General features: G+C 43.6%; 15 protein-coding genes and 1 riboswitch. Of the genes, 6 read left to right on the top strand and 9 right to left on the bottom strand.

What is annotated here, in order from left to right; translation table 11 throughout:
* Positions 1-282 precede the first annotated feature (282 nt).
* The 3 genes from M1F74_RS00525 (at position 283) to serS (ending at position 3,509) form a co-directional block, all read left to right on the top strand.
* Positions 283-1,647, top strand: coding sequence for an aspartate kinase (locus M1F74_RS00525; protein ID WP_247945994.1), 1,365 nt, complete (start codon positions 283-285; stop codon positions 1,645-1,647).
* Between the two features lie 2 nt (positions 1,648-1,649).
* A complete protein-coding gene (locus tag M1F74_RS00520; RefSeq protein ID WP_247945993.1) occupies positions 1,650-2,021 on the top strand; it encodes a DUF956 family protein in 372 nt (123 codons plus the stop codon).
* A 213-nt stretch (positions 2,022-2,234) separates the two neighbouring features.
* Positions 2,235-3,509 carry a serine--tRNA ligase gene (gene serS / locus M1F74_RS00515; protein WP_247945992.1) on the top strand — a complete coding sequence of 425 codons (1,275 nt, stop codon included), beginning with the start codon at positions 2,235-2,237 and terminating at the stop codon, positions 3,507-3,509.
* 26 nt (positions 3,510-3,535) lie between these two features.
* On the opposite strand, the gene M1F74_RS00510 is transcribed toward serS, so the two are convergent.
* The 6 genes from M1F74_RS00510 to zapA all read right to left on the bottom strand — a co-directional run bounded on the left by M1F74_RS00510 (position 3,536) and on the right by zapA (position 10,191).
* Entirely contained in the window at positions 3,536-4,435 is a 900-nt protein-coding gene (locus tag M1F74_RS00510; protein ID WP_247945991.1) for a TDT family transporter, read from the bottom strand.
* A gap of 109 nt (positions 4,436-4,544) precedes the next feature.
* Positions 4,545-5,093, bottom strand: coding sequence for a carboxymuconolactone decarboxylase family protein (locus M1F74_RS00505; RefSeq protein ID WP_000206777.1), 549 nt, complete (start codon positions 5,091-5,093; stop codon positions 4,545-4,547).
* Between the two features lie 131 nt (positions 5,094-5,224).
* Complete coding sequence (locus M1F74_RS00500; protein WP_247945990.1) at positions 5,225-6,547, bottom strand: alanine/glycine:cation symporter family protein; 1,323 nt, start codon at positions 6,545-6,547, stop codon at positions 5,225-5,227.
* Between the two features lie 89 nt (positions 6,548-6,636).
* Positions 6,637-6,725: riboswitch (glycine riboswitch) on the bottom strand.
* Between the two features lie 168 nt (positions 6,726-6,893).
* Complete coding sequence (locus tag M1F74_RS00495) at positions 6,894-9,230, bottom strand: endonuclease MutS2 (protein ID WP_001092927.1); 2,337 nt, start codon at positions 9,228-9,230, stop codon at positions 6,894-6,896.
* A 113-nt stretch (positions 9,231-9,343) separates the two neighbouring features.
* On the bottom strand, positions 9,344-9,892 hold the full coding sequence (locus M1F74_RS00490; protein ID WP_000623527.1) for a CvpA family protein: 549 nt from the start codon (positions 9,890-9,892) through the stop codon (positions 9,344-9,346).
* Positions 9,889-10,191, bottom strand: coding sequence for a cell division protein ZapA (zapA, locus tag M1F74_RS00485; protein WP_000002028.1), 303 nt, complete (start codon positions 10,189-10,191; stop codon positions 9,889-9,891). The genes M1F74_RS00490 and zapA overlap by 4 nt, the downstream gene beginning before the upstream one ends.
* An 87-nt stretch (positions 10,192-10,278) precedes the next feature.
* Between zapA and rnhC the strand changes: the two genes are divergently transcribed.
* The 3 genes from rnhC to recD2 all read left to right on the top strand — a co-directional run bounded on the left by rnhC (position 10,279) and on the right by recD2 (position 14,276).
* Positions 10,279-11,160, top strand: coding sequence for a ribonuclease HIII (gene rnhC, locus M1F74_RS00480; RefSeq protein ID WP_000146844.1), 882 nt, complete (start codon positions 10,279-10,281; stop codon positions 11,158-11,160).
* 3 nt (positions 11,161-11,163) lie between these two features.
* Positions 11,164-11,778, top strand: coding sequence for a signal peptidase I (gene lepB, locus M1F74_RS00475; RefSeq protein ID WP_001083990.1), 615 nt, complete (start codon positions 11,164-11,166; stop codon positions 11,776-11,778).
* Between the two features lie 128 nt (positions 11,779-11,906).
* The gene (gene recD2 / locus M1F74_RS00470) at positions 11,907-14,276 is read left to right on the top strand and encodes an SF1B family DNA helicase RecD2 (protein WP_247945989.1); all 2,370 of its coding nucleotides are present in this window, start codon (positions 11,907-11,909) and stop codon (positions 14,274-14,276) included.
* Positions 14,277-14,323: 47 nt separating this feature from the next.
* Here recD2 and tig read toward each other — a convergent pair whose 3' ends face one another.
* The 3 genes from tig to M1F74_RS00455 form a co-directional block, all read right to left on the bottom strand.
* Positions 14,324-15,607, bottom strand: a complete 1,284-nt coding sequence (gene tig / locus M1F74_RS00465) for a trigger factor (RefSeq protein ID WP_247945988.1) — start codon at positions 15,605-15,607, stop codon at positions 14,324-14,326.
* A gap of 92 nt (positions 15,608-15,699) precedes the next feature.
* The gene (locus M1F74_RS00460) at positions 15,700-16,356 is read right to left on the bottom strand and encodes a DNA alkylation repair protein (RefSeq protein WP_247945987.1); all 657 of its coding nucleotides are present in this window, start codon (positions 16,354-16,356) and stop codon (positions 15,700-15,702) included.
* Positions 16,357-16,989, bottom strand: coding sequence for a response regulator transcription factor (locus tag M1F74_RS00455; protein WP_000698421.1), 633 nt, complete (start codon positions 16,987-16,989; stop codon positions 16,357-16,359).
* Between the last annotated feature and the right edge of the window lie 4 nt (positions 16,990-16,993).

Genomic DNA, 16,993 nt, shown 5'->3' with positions numbered 1-16,993 from the left:
AGCTTCTCCTTTTCTTTTGTAAGGCAATGAAATTATTTTATTTTCAAAGTATACCTTTTTTTGGATAAAGAGGCAAGGAAAAACTAAAGGAAAGTGTCTCAGCTGATTATTTACCCATCATTTATGAGTGTGAGTGAAATTTGACTCTCTTACTTTTAAACTGTTGTCGCTTTTCAGAATAAGTTAGCATTTACTTCTATTGTAATAGGGAGCTATTTTCTTCATTGAAAAATGCCCCTCTTTCTGCTATAATCGTATAAAATACTTACTTGAGGAGTCTTTATGAAGGTTGTAAAATTTGGTGGAAGTTCGCTTGCCTCTGCTGGTCAGTTAGAAAAAGTTTTAAACATCGTTAAAAGTGATAAGGAACGCCGTTTTGTAGTCGTTTCTGCACCCGGAAAACGCAATGCTGAAGATACTAAAGTAACCGATGCCTTGATTAAATACTATCGCGACTATGTGGTGGGAAATGATATCAACGCTAGTCAAAGCTGGATCATTGACCGTTATGCCGCTATGGTTAGTGAACTAGGCCTAAAACCTGCCGTTTTAGAAAAGATTTCTAAAAGCATTCGGGCCTTGGCAACTCTTCCTATAGAAGACAATGAATTTCTCTACGATACTTTCTTAGCAGCTGGAGAAAATAACAATGCCAAACTCATTGCAGCCTACTTTAACCAAAACGGCATTGATGCACGTTATGTTCATCCAAGAGAAGCTGGAATCGTTGTCACAAGTGAACCAGGAAACGCACGTATTATTCCATCTAGTTATGACAAGATTGAAGGCTTGGCTGATAGCAACGAAGTCCTTGTCATCCCTGGTTTCTTTGGTGTGACTAAGGAAAATCAAATCTGTACTTTCTCACGTGGGGGTTCAGATATTACTGGTTCCATTATCGCAGCAGGTGTTAAGGCTGATCTCTATGAAAACTTTACGGACGTAGACGGTATCTTTGCTGCCCACCCTGGTATCATCCACCAACCACACTCCATTCCTGAATTAACCTACCGTGAAATGCGTGAGTTGGCTTACGCCGGATTTTCTGTTCTTCATGATGAAGCCCTTCTACCTGCCTACCGTGGGAAAATTCCTCTGGTCATCAAAAATACCAACAATCCTGACCATCCAGGAACTCGTATCGTTCTAAAACACAGTAGCGATAAATTCCCAGTAGTAGGGATTGCGGGTGACTCAGGATTCGTCAGCATCAATATGTCAAAATACCTCATGAACCGCGAGGTTGGATTCGGTCGTAAGATTCTTCAAATCCTTGAAGATCTTAACATTGGTTGGGAACATATGCCAACAGGTATCGACGATCTTTCAATCATCCTTCGTTCCCGTGAATTGACTCCTATCAAGGAGGAAGAAATTCTGCGTCAGTTAGTTCAAAAAGCCGAAGTGGACCATGCTGAAATCGAACACGACCTTTCAATCATTATGATTGTCGGAGAAAAGATGAAGAGCCACATTGGTGTAACAGCTACTGCAACACGCGCTCTATCTGAAAACAAGATTAACATCCAGATGATGTCCCAAGGATCAAGTGAAGTTTCCATCATGTTTGTTGTCAATAAAGAGCAAGAAAAGGCAGCTATCAAGGCTCTCTACCACGCCTTTTTCGATGAAAGTAAGGAAGATTAATCATGGCCCAATCACTCAATAAAGTCATTGACCTACAAACCACTGGAACATCCTATCTCTCCCTCTCTGGAAAAGTCGGAAAATTTCTAGTTGGGGATCAAGCCTTAGAGTTTTATCCTGATGTCAATGTCGAACAATATATCCAAATTCCCTGGTCCAGTATTCAGCAAATTGGAGCTAACGTAACTGGTCGCAAGATCAGCCGTCACTTTGAAGTCTTCACTGATCAAGGAAAATTCCTCTTTGCTTCCAAAGACTCTGGGGCTATCCTCAAAATCGCTCGGGAAAAACTTGGCAATGACAAGGTTGTGAAACTTCCTACTTTACTCCAGACTATTGGTCAAAAATTCAAAAATCTATTTGCAAAAAAGTAGAAACTTTAGTATAATCATAGCAACGGATAAGTAGGTTATCCTCTTCTTCCAGAAAGTCTGCGGGTGCTGCGAGCAGATAGGAGGGGTAAGTGAAATTCTACCGTTAGTAACAATTACATACAAAATCAAGTGCACACCTGTGAAGTTGGATGGAACCGTGGCCCTGCCACTCCAACGCTTTGCCAGGTGTGCTTTTTTCATAAAGGAGTTCTTATGTTAGATATTAAACGTATTCGTACAGACTTTGATGCTGTCGCAGAAAAATTAGCTACACGTGGTGTAGATCCTGCTGTCTTAAACGAGATGAAAGAAATCGATGCTAAACGTCGTGACATCTTGATCAAGGTTGAAAACCTCAAGGCAGAACGCAACACAGTTTCAGCTGAGATTGCCCAAGCCAAGCGCAACAAGGAAAATGCCGATGACAAGATTGCTGCGATGCAAACCCTATCTACTGAAGTCAAAGCCTTGGATGCTGAATTGGCAGAAATCGATGCTAAGTTGACGGAATTTACCACTACTCTTCCAAACATTCCTGCTGACAGTGTTCCTATCGGAGCTGATGAAGATGACAATGTGGAAATTCGCCGTTGGGGTACTCCACGCGAGTTTGACTTCGAGCCAAAAGCTCACTGGGATCTGGGTGAAGACCTCGGTATCCTTGACTGGGAACGTGGAGCAAAAGTTACAGGTGCTCGATTCCTTTTCTATAAAGGACTTGGGGCTCGTTTGGAACGTGCTATCTATAACTTCATGTTGGATGAGCATGGTAAAGAGGGCTATACCGAAGTCATCACGCCTTACATGGTTAACCATGACTCTATGTTTGGTACTGGTCAATATCCAAAATTCAAGGAAGACACTTTTGAATTGAAAGACACTAATTATGTCCTTATTCCTACCGCCGAAGTGCCTTTGACAAACTACTACCGTGATGAAATCCTTGACGGTAAAGACCTGCCAATCTACTTTACCGCTATGAGTCCATCTTTCCGTTCTGAGGCTGGTTCAGCTGGTCGTGATACACGTGGCTTGATTCGTTTGCACCAATTCCACAAGGTTGAAATGGTTAAATTTGCCAAGCCAGAGGAATCTTACGAAGAATTGGAAAAGATGACAGCCAACGCTGAAAACATCCTTCAAAAACTCAACCTTCCGTACCGTGTCGTTGCACTCTCTACTGGAGACATGGGCTTCTCAGCTGCCAAGACTTACGACTTGGAAGTTTGGATTCCAGCTCAAAATACCTACCGTGAAATCTCAAGCTGTTCAAATACAGAAGATTTCCAAGCCCGTCGTGCCCAAATCCGTTACCGTGATGAAGTCGATGGCAAGGTAAAACTCCTTCACACCTTGAACGGTTCTGGACTTGCAGTTGGACGTACAGTGGCTGCTATTCTTGAGAACTACCAAAATGCTGATGGTTCTGTAACCATTCCAGAAGCTCTTCGTCCATACATGGGTGGCGCTGAAGTTATCAAACCATAAAAAAATAAGGACTAGCTAGAAAATAGCTAGACCTTTTTTCGTAACCAAATCAGATAAGCACCCAAGACAAAGAATAAAATAGTGAGGCATATAACAGTTTCAGCCAATACCAGATAATCCAGAAATGGAAGTTTCAAAATTCCCTGAGCCATCTTGAGCGAAGTGGCTGTGATAATGGTTGGGAAGGTGAGGGCTGAGAAGGCTGGTTGAAAGCCTTGTTTTAAAATATTAGGCAGGCGAGTTAAAACAAAGAAAAAGAAGGACTGAGATGCCAAAATCATGACAATCAAGAGCCAAGTCGGTAGGCTCTCTCCTCCTACCCGAACTAGGGAAGCCAAGAGTAGAGAAAAGGGAGCACAGTAGATTCCTTCCTGTCCAAGCAAGGCTAATGGGAGTGGAGTTTTCTTTAGATCCCTATAAATAAGGGGATAGAGATAGAAGGTCAAGAGAAACCCAAAACTCAAGGTCGCATAGGCAATTTCAATGATTCCGACAAGGGGATAGGTCAAGGCCGCTACTGCTATCCCCACATAGAGTACCGTCCAGCTAGGAGTCGCATTGACCCTCCTACCTAGACAGGCAAATTTGATAGTAAAAACAGCAATCAAGGCCAAATCCAATAGAAAAGAAAACCACCAGAGTCCTTGCGCTACTATAGGCAAATGAGGGAAGACTCGAAAGACATAAGTTGATAAAATCATCCCAGCCATGGGAAAGGTCGCCATTCCTGACAAAAGAGGGGGCTTGGTCAACTCTTGCTTGGTTTCTTCCCAATTAAACAGATGAAAAATCAGAAAGTAAATCCACAAAATCAAACCAGTCAGACTCAATAGATGGGACAGAACCGGTAACGTATCTAACATAAGATTTCCAGCTCCTGCCAAACCTAACAAACAACCAGAAAATACCAAGGGGAGCTTTTTCATCCGAGCCTCCAATAATCATGTTATTATTAGTATAGCATAAAAGCGCTTAAATGAGGACTTAAAAAACGAAGTCCGATTATTTCAGACTTCATTTTTTCTCAGATATGAATTAAGCATAAGGTTGCAATTCTGGGTTAATAGGCGTATTGGCTAGGTTGTTGGCATAGTTACAAAGACTGGCAAGACTAACACCGAGAACCACATCCAAGGCATTTTGTTTTGTGTAGCCAGCTTCCAAAAATTCAGTAAGGGCTTCATCTCCTACACGCCCTTTGGTATTGATGACCGCCAAGGTAAACTTAGCTAGGGTGTCCAATTTAGGATCTGTTTCAATCGGAGTGCGGTTGCGGAGGGCTTGAAGAAGATCATCATTCATTTGGATTTGTTTGATTGAAAAGGCTGTGTGACCTGCGACGCAGAAAGCACAACCATTGGTTACGGCAGCTGTGATTTGCACTACTTCACGCTCCACTGGTGTCAGGCTATTGCGACGGTTGATGGCTCCGACAGTTCGGTAGGCTTCAAGCGCGGTAGGAGCATTAGCCAAGAGACCGATTAGGTTGGGAATATAGCCATTGTTGTCTTTTTGTACTGTTTCAAGAACTTCTTTTACTTCTGCTGGTGCTGATTCTACTGTGTGGATGGTAAATGTTGTCATAAGAAACCTCTTTTCATTTTATTGTCATTTAGTCTATCATAGAATTTTCCCCTTGGATAATATATATTTTCAATCGCCTTGATAGGAAATGTCTATGAAATGAAAAAAATCACACGAAAAGTGTGATTGGGTTAGTGTTTAAAATACTGTTTAGTCTCAGCAATGACGACTGGCGACAAGACTAAGAGGGCAATCAAGTTTGGTAGAGCCATCAAGGCATTGACAATGTCTGCGATAATCCAAACCATATCCAACTCGATAAATCCTCCCAACAAGACCATGACTACAAAGACTACACGGTAAAGCCAGATAAAACGAACACCAAAGAGAAACTCAAAACAGCGCTCTCCGTAGTAGTTCCATCCGAGAATCGTCGTAAAGGCAAAGAGTACAAGGAAGATGGTCAAGAGGGCAGGTCCAAAGTGTGAAAAAACTGTTGAAAAGGCTGACTGGGTCAAGGCAACTCCATTCAAATCACCACTCCAAACCCCAGTTACCAAGATTGTTAAACCAGTCAATGTACAGATAATGAGGGTATCAATAAAGGTTCCTGTCATGAAAATCAAGCCTTGCTCGACAGGCTCATTTGTCTTAGCCGCAGCAGCTGCAATTGGAGCTGATCCTAGGCCAGATTCGTTAGAAAAGACTCCTCGCGCCACACCATTTTGGATAGCCATCCGAATGCTGGCACCTGCAAAACCACCTACCGCAGCAGCTGGACTAAAGGCTGAAGTAAAGATGAGGGCAAGTGTAGCTGGGATTTTCTCGATATTAAAGAGAATAACTGTAAGAGTTCCCAAAATATAGACAATAGCCATAAAAGGAACAACTGCTGTCGAAACCTTAGAAATAGATTTGAGTCCACCAAAGACTGCAATCGCTACAAAAACAGACAAAACGAGAGCTGTGATAGCTGGATCAATTTGAGCTGTATTTTGGATAGATTCTGTAATTGAATTGACTTGGGTAAAGGTACCAATCCCTAGAAGCGCCACCAATACACCAGCTAGGGCAAAGAAGATAGCAAGTGGACGCCACTTTTCTCCCATTCCCAAAAGGATGTAGTGCATGGGGCCTCCAGCTACAGCTCCATTTGCATCCTTGCTACGGTATTTGATTGCCAGCAAGCCTTCGGCATATTTGGTCGCCATCCCAAAGAAGGCCGCCATCCACATCCAAAAGAGGGCCCCTGGTCCCCCAACCTTAATGGCTGTCGCGACTCCGATGATATTTCCCGTACCAACGGTGGCAGCTAGAGCTGTACAAAGAGCTGCAAAGCTCGACACATCGCCATGTCCCTTGTCCTTGGTAAAGATCAACTGAAAGGCCTTGGGGAGACGAGCTAACTGTAAAAGTCCTAGTCGGATGGTCAAATAGATACCCGTTCCGACCAATAACAGTAAGAGGGGAGGTCCCCAAACGAAAGCATCAAGCGCTTTTAGCAATTCTAACATGTCCTTCTCCTATCTTTCAACCCCAAAAGAAAGAGCACATGCAAGATACATGTACTCTGGAATGCTTAGATAAATGCCTAAAAGCGGTCTATCCTAGCTCTGTCCTTTTACCTGAGAGTTTGAGCAGTTGCCTGCCTTGCCCCTTCGGTGCCTTTACGGTCTCTCCAGAGTTCCGTCCATTTACAGTCATGGAAAACAAACCTTTCTCCACTTCTATTAAACTTCATTCGGTGTTGGTATTTAATTTTTTATTATTTTACAAGAAAAGTTAGCCTTTGTCAATATATTCTATGAAAATTTTTGACTTTCCATTTCTTTTTTCAGAAAGAGCGAATCCTTCTTCTCTCTATCCTTTAAAGGTTACAATGGTGGCACCACTGCCTCCAGCATTTTGTGGAGCATAGCCGAAAGTCTTAACATGCTTGTTTCTTTGTAGGTATTTGGTGACGCCCTCACGGATGACTCCCGTTCCGATACCATGGATGATGTCGACTTGCGCCATGTTATTGAGCAGGGCTTGGTCGATAAAGGCATCTAGCTCATTCATGGCCTCTTCGTACCGTTTGCCTCGGAGATCCAGTCTGGCTTGCGGACCACGTCCAGAAGCACGTTTGACGACATTGACTTGTTTTTTCTTGACTGGGGCTTCTTGCTGAGCCTGAACAAGGTCAAATTCTTTCTCTTCCAAGGTCATCTTGATCAAACCAACTTGGGCTTCCCAGCGGCCATCCTTGAGCTGCTTGGTCAAGGTTCCACGTTGTCCATAACTGAGAACCACGATATCATCTCCAACCTTTGGAGCTCGTTTTTTCTTAGCCTTTTGAAGGACCTTGTTTTTAGATAAGTCGACTTTTTCAGGAGCTAGTTTTTTCAGCTCAGCCTTAGCTTCAATGATTTCATGGGGTTTGAGTTGAGACTTGCTATGAAGGTTCTTAAGAATCTGGTCACTCTCACTTAGAGCGAGTTCCACAATCTCGGCAGCCTGTTCACGCGCCTTGTTGAGCTCAGTTTCTTTTTCACGGTTGAGTTCGTTGTAGAGTTTTTTGAGCGCTCGGTTCATCTTGAGGTTTTCTTGCTCCACCTCACGGATATTGTCCAAGCGTTTGCGACTTTCAAGCGTTTGCTCTTCCAATTGTTCAATGATACGGTTGACATCATTATCTTGATTGACCTGCTGGCTGGCATCTCCCACGATGACATCTGACAAGCCCAGGCGTTTGGCAATTTCAAAGGCATTGCTTCGGCCAGGAACTCCCTGCATAAAGCGATAGGTCGGGCGTAGAGTCGCAGTATCAAACTCCATGCTGGCATTTTGCACAAAGGATGTCTCGATACCATAAGCCTTAAGTTCTGGATAGTGGGTCGTCGCCATGGTCTTGACCTGACGTAGACGAAGATCCTCCAGAATAGCCATAGCAAGCGCTGCTCCTTCCTGCGGATCGGTACCAGCCCCGAGCTCATCTAGCAACAAGAGCGAGTGCTGATTGACTTTGCCAAGAATATCTACGATATTGGTCATGTGGCTAGAGAAGGTAGATAAGCTTTGCTCAATAGACTGCTCATCCCCAATATCTGCGAAGATTTCCTCAAAAACACCGACACGGCTCCCCTTGTCAGCTAAAATGGGCAAGCCTGACTGGGCCATGAGTTGAGTCAAACCCAGGGTTTTGAGCATGATGGTCTTCCCACCAGTATTGGGACCTGTAATGACAATAGCCGTTAATTCCTTACCAAAGTGTACATCGTTTGCAACAGCATTTTTGACCAAAGGATGGCGAACATGAAGGAGTTGAATCTCTTGGTTCTCTGAAAGTTGAGGAACCACTGCTTGTCTTTCTTGGATGAAACGCACCTTGGAACGAATCAAGTCTAAATGGCCGATAATCCAAGCGTCATTAGCAATCTCTGCAGCATGAGGGCGGACCCGTTCTGAGAGCTCCTGCAGGATACGAATCATCTCATAGCGTTCGTCTGCTCGCAGACTAGCGATTTCTTCGCTCAGCTTGACCACCTCACGTGGCTCGATATAGACCGTATTCCCACTAGCAGAGATGTCATGGACAACACCTGCAATCTTATTGCGATAGGTGTTCTTTACTGGTAAAACTTGACGGCCATTTCTGCTAGCGATAATGCCTTCCGTCAACATCTGAGATTTTTGTTTAAGTAAGTCTTGCAAGACATCTCGGACTTGACTCTCGCTATCATGGATTTTCCGGCGAATGCGTGCTAGCTCTTCACTGGCAAAATTTTCGATAAATCCTGCATCATTTAGAGCTTGGAGACTTCCTTGCAAGTGTGGAAACTCATGCAGTTTTTCAAACCATCTCGCCAACTGTTCCAAGCGTACGTTTTCAAGATTGGCATAAAAACCTTGCAACTCTCTGCTAGCAAGCAAGACTCGTTTGAGGAGCAGGAACTCCTCAATATTGAGGTCCGCCCCCATCTCCAGACGCTTGCAGACAGCTGAAATCTCACGTGTCGCTAGGATGGTAAAGTGAGGTTGCTCCACAAAAAGAGCTTGCATTTCCTCCATCTCTGTAAAGGCTTGTTTAATCTTATCCGCCTTTGTAGTTGGAGCCAAGCCTTTTAGCTCCTCTAGGCCTTGTTCTGTCAGGAGATGCGGTTCAAACAAGGCCTTGATTTTATTAAATTCTAATGTTTCTAGTATTTTTGTATTCATATTCTTTCCTTGTATGCTTGTTTACAAGACCGTAGCGCCTAGAAATTTTTGGACTTTACCTAACCCTAGTCGTCCAATCTGTAAACAAAGGGCTAGGAAAAATCCCGCCCTTTTTATCCGATTAAATTTGTCACCCAGAGTTGTTTGATAAGGTTTGTCGTAAAAGGGACACTTTGGATGATGTGTTTGGCTACTATACTTTTTTCGAGTGAATTTTGAATGACTGCCAGAGGCACCGTTGCAAGAATGGTCAGAGCCATTTGCAAGACAAATAAGGTTACCAATAGCGACAATAGGCCTGCTCCCATACGAAACCATTTGACATCGAGCTTTTTAGTTGGAATCAAGTGTAGGAACAAACCGATAAAACGTCCGATACTGTAACAAATTCCGAAAACTAAAAGGTAGGCTAGGCCTGCATAAAAGACCTTGTCTAGGTGAAACAGCTGGTCTGAAGGGAAGAAAAAGGTGCCCTGTCCTTCCTGAGGATTGGCATAAGGGACAAGCAAGTGGAAATGATCGCCCAGTGATTTATAAAACTGTCCCGCAACGAAGGCTGAAATCACTGCCACGAGGAAATAATAAACTTGCAGGACCAAGCCTCTACGGTAGCCGATGTAAAAGCCCCAAGCCAGAAGCAATAAGAGTAGGATTGAAATCATAGGGAGTCCTCAATCTTGCTCTGTTCTTGTTTGACAGCAATCAACTTGTGGCGGAGTTCTAACAACTCTTGCTCCTTGTCATCAAATTCAATTTCACGATTGAGCTGTGTAGACAGACAATTGACCGCCAAAAGAAGCGCAATGGTTTCATCATCCGCCCCAGGCATTTGTTCTTTAATTGCTTGGTATTTTTCAGTCGCAACCTTGGCAATTTCCTCCATAAAGAGATTGTCATGCTCGGTTGTTAAGGTTAATGTCTTTTTTCCGAATGTAAACTTATATCGATTTAGATTTGCCATAAAAATTCACCTCACGATATTATACCAAATTTCACTAACTTTGTCAGTTTTTACCAATTCTCCTGCTTTTGTGGTACAATAGAGACTATGGCAAGTATCACACTCATACCAAGTGAACAAGAAATTCAGAGCTTTTTAAGTCAGTATCAAAAGGCTCTCAGTCCTAGTAAAAATCCTTATATTCGCTATTTTTTGAGACTGCCTCAGGCAACAGTTTCCATCTATACTTCTGGAAAAGTCCTCCTGCAGGGCGAAGCTGCTGAACAGTACGCTAGTTTCTTTGGCTATCAAGTTCAACAAGAAAACAGTGGACAAGATTTTCCTATGATCGGTACCGATGAGGTGGGTAATGGTTCCTACTTTGGTGGGCTTGCTGTCGTGGCTTCCTTCGTGACACCAGATCAGCATGACTTCTTGCGAAAACTCGGTGTGGGGGATTCCAAGACTCTGACAGACCAAAAGATTCGTCAGATTGCCCCTATCCTTAAAGAAAAGGTCCAGCACCAAGCGCTCCTCCTTTCACCGAGCAAGTACAACGAAGTTATCGGAGAGCGCTACAATGCTGTTTCTGTAAAGGTTGCCCTTCACAACCAGGCTATCTTTCTCCTGCTTCAAAAAGGAGTCCAGCCAGAAAAAATCGTGATTGATGCTTTTACAAGCCCTAAAAACTATGACAAGTACTTGGCGCAAGAAGCCAACCGTTTTCCAAACAAAATTAGCTTAGAAGAAAAAGCCGAGGGCAAATACCTGGCTGTTGCAGTTAGCTCTATCATCGCGCGAGATCTCTTCCTCGAAAACTTGGAAAATCTTGGACGGGAACTAGGCTATCAACTGCCAAGTGGCGCTGGAACTGCATCTGATAAGGTTGCTAGCAAAATCCTTCAAGCCTATGGCATGAAGGGACTTCATTTCTGCGCCAAACTGCATTTTAAAAATACTGAAAAAGCCAAAGTACTTCTAGAAAGGTGAGTTATGAATTCGTTTAAAACATTTCTAAAAGAATGGGGAGTTTTCTTCCTGATTATCGCGCTGGTCGGCCTTAGCCGTATCTTCCTTTGGAGCAATGTCCGTGTGGAAGGGCACTCTATGGATCCTACCCTAGCCGACGGAGAGGTTCTCTTCGTTGTCAAACATCTCCCAATTGACCGTTTCGATATCGTGGTTGCGCATGAGGAAGACGGAAATAAAGACATTGTCAAAAGGGTCATCGGTATGCCTGGAGATACCATCCGCTATGAAAATGACAAACTCTTTATCAACGGTGAAGAAACGGATGAACCCTACCTAGCTGAATACCTCAACTTGTTCAAAACAGAAAAGTTGCAAAACACCTATACTGGAAAAGGATTTGAAGGCAATAAGGGAGTTTACTTTAGAGAACTTGCTCAAAAGGCGCAGGCCTTTACAGTTGATGTCAATTCCAATACCAGCTTCAGCTTTACTGTCCCTCAAGGTGAGTACCTTCTCCTTGGTGACGATCGTCTAGTCTCTAGCGACAGCCGCCATGTTGGTACCTTCAAGGCCAGCGATATCAAGGGCGAAGCAAAATTCCGTTTCTGGCCACTTAACCGTATCGGAACTTTTTAAGATAAGGAAGAGGCCGAGAATGCTAAGTCTCAGTCTCTTTTTCTATTGCGAGAAAAAGACCTTTTAGCCTCCTAGCTTGTTGAAGAAGCTAAGGGGCCAATTCTCACGAACTCATGTAAAGGAAACCTATGGAAGTTTATTTTTCAGGCACCATTGAACGCATTATTTTTGAAAATCCCAGTAATTTTTATCGTATTCTCCTCCTAGATATCGAAGATACCAATGCGGAGGACTTCGATGATTTTGAAATCATCGTTACAGGAACCATGGCGGACGTGATTGAAGGAGAAGACTACACTTTTTGGGGGCAAATCGTTCAGCACTCCAAGTATGGGGAACAGCTTCAGATCAGCCGTTATGAACGGGCAAAACCAACTAGAAAAGGGCTAGTCAAATATTTTTCCAGTAGCCATTTCAAGGGAATTGGTCTCAAAACTGCTCAGAAAATCGTCGATAGCTATGGTGACAATACCATTGACGAAATTCTGGAACATCCTGAAAAGCTAGAAAGTATTGCAGGACTCTCTGTCAAAAACCGTGAGGCTTTTGTTTCCACCCTCCGTCTCAACTATGGAACAGAGATGGTCTTGGCTAAACTTGCTAACTACGGTATTCCTAATAAACTGGCCTTTCAGATTCAAGACTTTTACAAGGAAGAAACGCTAGATATTGTCGAAAACTATCCCTACCAACTGGTTGAAGATATCAAGGGCTTAGGTTTTATCATTGCAGACCAATTGGCTGCCGAACTAGGCATCGAAAGTCAAGCTCCTGAACGCTTCCGTGCTGGCCTTGTCCACAGTCTTTTTCAGGGATGTATGGATACAGGCGATACCTATATGGAAGCCCGGGATTTGCTGGAACAAACCCTTACTCTCCTTGAATCTTCCCGTCCCGTGGAACTGGATCCCAGCCAAGTCGCTCAGGAATTATCTCATTTGATCGAAGAAGACAAGGTCCAGCAGATTGATACCAAAATCTTTGATAACAGCCTCTTTTTTGCTGAGGAAGGCATTCGCAGTCACTTGGTTCGTATCCTTGAAAAAGAAAAGCAGAAAAATCAGGATTTGGAAACCATTCACAAGCATATCTCTACTGTCGAGGAAGAACTGGGTATCCAATACGATAGTATCCAAAAGCAAGCTATCTGTGACGCCATCCAGAACAAGGTCTTTATCCTGACAGGTGGACCTGGTACAGGTAAAACCACTGTTATCAATGGGATTATCGCTGTCTATGCCCTGCTTGAAGGACTCAATCTCAAGAAAAAGAGCAACTTACCTATTCTTCTCGCTGCCCCAACTGGTCGAGCCGCTCGGCGCATGAATGAATTGACAGGATTGCCAAGTGCTACCATACACCGCCATTTGGGAATGACGGGAGATGATGATACCAGCCATCTGGAAGATTATCTGGATGCCGACTTCATCATCGTGGATGAGTTTTCTATGGTGGACACTTGGTTAGCCAACCAACTCTTCTCCAATATCTCTTCTAACAGCAAAATTCTCATCGTGGGAGACAGTGACCAGTTGCCTTCTGTCAGTCCTGGACAAGTCCTTGCAGACCTGCTCCAGATACCCCTGATACCTCAGACGCGCTTGGAACGGATTTACCGTCAGAGTGAAGAATCAACTATCGTCACCTTGGCTAGTCAGATTCGACAAGGCATCTTGCCAGCTGACTTTACCCAGAAAAAAGCTGACCGTTCCTACTTTGAAATCGCTAGCGGCCATATCCCAGCTACGATTGAGAAAATTCTTGGCGCTGCCCTCAGAAGTGGCATTCCGGCTCGCGATATTCAGGTGCTAGCGCCTATGTATCGAGGAACTGCTGGTATTGACGCCATCAACCAACTCATGCAAGACCTGCTCAATCCTCAGCAAAAGGGGCAAGTTAGCTTTGAAGCAACTCAGTGTCACTATCGAACAGGGGACAAGGTCATTCACCTAGTCAACGACGCTGAAGTCAATGTCTTTAATGGAGACCTAGGCTACATCACAGACCTAATTCCTGGTAAATACACCGAGTCCAAACAAGACGAGATTTTCATTGATTTTGATGGCAATGAAGTCATCTATCCACGTAACGAATGGTACAAGATTCGCTTGGCCTATGCTATGAGCATCCATAAGTCTCAGGGAAGTGAGTTCCCCGTTGTCATCCTGCCCATTACCAGTGCTAGCAAGCGCATGCTGGAACGAAATCTCATCTACACAGCTATTACACGGGCCAAGAGCAAGCTCATCCTTCTTGGTGAATTACAGGCTTTCGACTATGCAGTCAAGCACATCGGGACTGCTCGCAAGACCTATCTGATTGAACGCTTCAGTGATTTAATTGAAAATGACATTGAAGAAAATAAACAAGCCTTCTCTGAAACTGCCACAGCAAGTGACTCTGAACAATCCTACATCCTCACCGAGGAAAACTGGTCTAGTATTCCAGCCATGATTGGGATTACAGACGCAGACCTTAAAGAAATTTTTGGAAAATAGTGCAACAGAAAACCCACCTAGTCAGGTGGGCTTTTTCTCTTTTAAGATTATTTAACTGTTGCAGTGCTTGTAATCAATTCAACAGCTTTTTTGATTGCGATATCGTGTTTCAACATGTCAGCTGAAAGCAAGTTTTGTACTTGTGCAACTTCCATGTTGTAGTCTGCTGCCAATTGCTCAATTTCTTTTTGGATTTCTTCTTCTGAAGCGTCAAATCCTTCTGCTTTGGCAACTGCTTCGATAACAAGGTTAGTCTTGGTGCGTGACTCAGCTTCTCCCTCGTATTGTTTGTGAAGGTCTTCTTGAGTAGTTCCTGTGATTTGGAAGTACATGTCAGGGTTGATCCCTTGACGTTGTAAGTTTCCAAGGAATTCATTTACTGAACGGTGAACTTCTTCGTGGATCATTTCTTCTGGAAGTTCTACGATTTCAGCATTTTCTACAGCTTTATCGATTGCTGCACCTTCAACGGCATCTTTGTATGCTTCTTCTTTCGCAGCAGTCAATTCTTTGCGGTATTTTTCTTTCAATTCGTCAAGAGTTTCTACTTCTTCGTCGATGTCTTTTGCAAGTTCATCGTCAAGAGCTGGAACTTCTTTTGCTTTAACTTCGTGGATAGTTGTTACGAATTTAGCTTCTTTACCTGCAAGGTCTTCTGCTTGGTAGTCTTCTGGGAATGTTACGATAACATCAACAGTTTCACCAGCTGAATGACCTACCAATTGGTCTTCAAATCCAGGGATGAATTGACCTGAACCAAGTCCAAGTGAGAAGTTTTCACCTTTTCCACCGTCGAACTCAACACCGTCGATAGAACCAACGAAGTCGATGACGACAGTGTCGCTATTTTCAGCAGCGCCGTCTTTGATAACCAATTCAGCCAAGTTGTTGCGTTCGCGTTCGATACGTTCTTCAACGTCAGCGTCAGTTACTTCTTTTTCTACATCTACTGATACTTCAAGGTTTTTGTAGTCACCCAATTTAACTTCCGGTTTTGTCACGACTTCAGCTGTGATAACCCAGTCTTGACCTTTTTCCATTGAAGTCACGTCAATTTTTGGTTGTGCAACTACTTCAAGACCAGTTTCTTTTACTGCAGCTTCATAAGCGTTTGGCAAAAGAGCGTTCATTGCATCTTGATAAAGAGCTTCTTCACCAAATTTTTGGTCGAAGACAGGACGTGGAAGGTGACCTTTACGGAAACCTGGAACGTTAAGAGTTTTCTTTACTGAGTTGAAGACACGGTCCAATTCTGGTTTGATTTGGTCTTGAGAGATAGTGAAAGTCAAGACTCCACGGTTTGTTTCTTTGTTTTCAAATGATACAGACATTCTGTCATTTCTCCTTAAAATTTTTTAAATACAGTCTATTATAGCATAAACTACGGTTAATTTTCAAGTCATGAATGCGCTTTTCAATAGTGCTAGAGGTACTTGCTCGCTTCCTTGATACTAAGTTCAGCCATTCTCTTCTTATTTTTCTCAATAAAACGTGCTACCCATTCGGGATTGGTTTTAGAGTAGTCTCTTAGAGCCCAGCCGATGGCTTTGTTGATAAAAAATTCTGTCTGGTCCAGATTGTTGAGCAGGATCTTTTCCATCAGTTGAACGTTTGTTTTTTCTTTTCTTAACAACTGGTGGTCAATAGCGACTCGCCTCAACCAGATATTATCTGATAGGCTCCATTTTAAAAGCACTTCTTCAAGCTCCTGATGGTCGGCTACCAAACTTCCTACTACTCGATCTAGGATATCTACCGTGTCCCACCAAGACTTGGTCACGACCAGACGCTCAAGCTTAGGCAAATCATCCTTCGTTAGATAAGACTGCATGGCTTTCAAATAGTTGGCAGCTACATATTGGTATTCTCTAGGCTCCTTTTCCCAGCAAGTGTCTACAAAATCCCAATCGATAATCTTTGTTTTTTTCGTTTCTGGAAAATACTTTTTATAGAGTGCATCTTTTTCAGGACCTGCAATGCCTAGAAAGGGAAATTGATGGCGCATATAGGCTTCCATTGGGTCTGCTTTCTCAGGGTCTTTTGCTGCTTCTAGCTCCTCAAGTATATCTGTAAGACTCATCTAAAAGTCCTCCTGCCCTACCAAGTGGTGCTGAAAGGCATAGACTGCAGCCTGGGTACGATCACTGACCTCAAGCTTGGCTAGGATGTTGGACACGTGGGTCTTGACCGTCTTGAGAGAGATGAAGAGTTCATCTGCAATGCGTTGATTTTCGTAGCCCTTAGCGATGAGTTGAAGTACGTCTCGCTCACGCGCAGTCAAGTCCTCATGAAGCTCAATATGATTGCGGTGGTATTCGACCTTCTTACTGACCTCTTGTTCAATGGCCAGCTCGCCAGCAGCCACCTTACGAACGGCATGGAGTAGCTCGTCTGCACTAGAAGTCTTGAGCATATAGCCTTTGGCACCAGCATTCAAGACTGGCATGATTTTTTCATTGTCCAAGTATGAAGTCACAATCAAAATCTTCGCTTCAGGCCATTCTTTGAGGATGGCCAAGGTAGCATCAATCCCATTCATCTCAGGCATGACGATATCCATGACAATGACATCTGGACGGAGTTCCAAGGCTAACTCAATACCTTGAGACCCATTGGCCGCCTCGCCCACAACTTCTACATCGTCTTGGAGGTCAAAGTAGCTTTTCAAGCCCAATCGGACCATTTCATGGTCATCTACCAGTAAAATTTTCATCTCT

The organism is Streptococcus oralis, assembly GCF_023109315.1.
GTDB lineage: Bacteria > Bacillota > Bacilli > Lactobacillales > Streptococcaceae > Streptococcus > Streptococcus oralis_BS.
Note: the sequence above shows the minus strand (reverse complement) of the source record. Positions and strands in the feature narration are given on the sequence as shown.

Excerpts from the sequence above, each read along its gene's own strand:
- M1F74_RS00525 (WP_247945994.1), top strand. The coding sequence starts at position 283 with ATGAAGGTTGTAAAATTTGGTGGAAGTTCGCTTGCCTCTGCTGGTCAG.
- M1F74_RS00520 (WP_247945993.1), top strand. The coding sequence starts at position 1,650 with ATGGCCCAATCACTCAATAAAGTCATTGACCTACAAACCACTGGAACA.
- serS (WP_247945992.1), top strand. The coding sequence starts at position 2,235 with ATGTTAGATATTAAACGTATTCGTACAGACTTTGATGCTGTCGCAGAA.
- M1F74_RS00510 (WP_247945991.1), bottom strand. The coding sequence starts at position 4,435 with ATGAAAAAGCTCCCCTTGGTATTTTCTGGTTGTTTGTTAGGTTTGGCA.
- M1F74_RS00505 (WP_000206777.1), bottom strand. The coding sequence starts at position 5,093 with ATGACAACATTTACCATCCACACAGTAGAATCAGCACCAGCAGAAGTA.
- M1F74_RS00500 (WP_247945990.1), bottom strand. The coding sequence starts at position 6,547 with ATGTTAGAATTGCTAAAAGCGCTTGATGCTTTCGTTTGGGGACCTCCC.
- M1F74_RS00495 (WP_001092927.1), bottom strand. The coding sequence starts at position 9,230 with ATGAATACAAAAATACTAGAAACATTAGAATTTAATAAAATCAAGGCC.
- M1F74_RS00490 (WP_000623527.1), bottom strand. The coding sequence starts at position 9,892 with ATGATTTCAATCCTACTCTTATTGCTTCTGGCTTGGGGCTTTTACATC.
- zapA (WP_000002028.1), bottom strand. The coding sequence starts at position 10,191 with ATGGCAAATCTAAATCGATATAAGTTTACATTCGGAAAAAAGACATTA.
- rnhC (WP_000146844.1), top strand. The coding sequence starts at position 10,279 with ATGGCAAGTATCACACTCATACCAAGTGAACAAGAAATTCAGAGCTTT.
- lepB (WP_001083990.1), top strand. The coding sequence starts at position 11,164 with ATGAATTCGTTTAAAACATTTCTAAAAGAATGGGGAGTTTTCTTCCTG.
- recD2 (WP_247945989.1), top strand. The coding sequence starts at position 11,907 with ATGGAAGTTTATTTTTCAGGCACCATTGAACGCATTATTTTTGAAAAT.
- tig (WP_247945988.1), bottom strand. The coding sequence starts at position 15,607 with ATGTCTGTATCATTTGAAAACAAAGAAACAAACCGTGGAGTCTTGACT.
- M1F74_RS00460 (WP_247945987.1), bottom strand. The coding sequence starts at position 16,356 with ATGAGTCTTACAGATATACTTGAGGAGCTAGAAGCAGCAAAAGACCCT.
- M1F74_RS00455 (WP_000698421.1), bottom strand. The coding sequence starts at position 16,989 with ATGAAAATTTTACTGGTAGATGACCATGAAATGGTCCGATTGGGCTTG.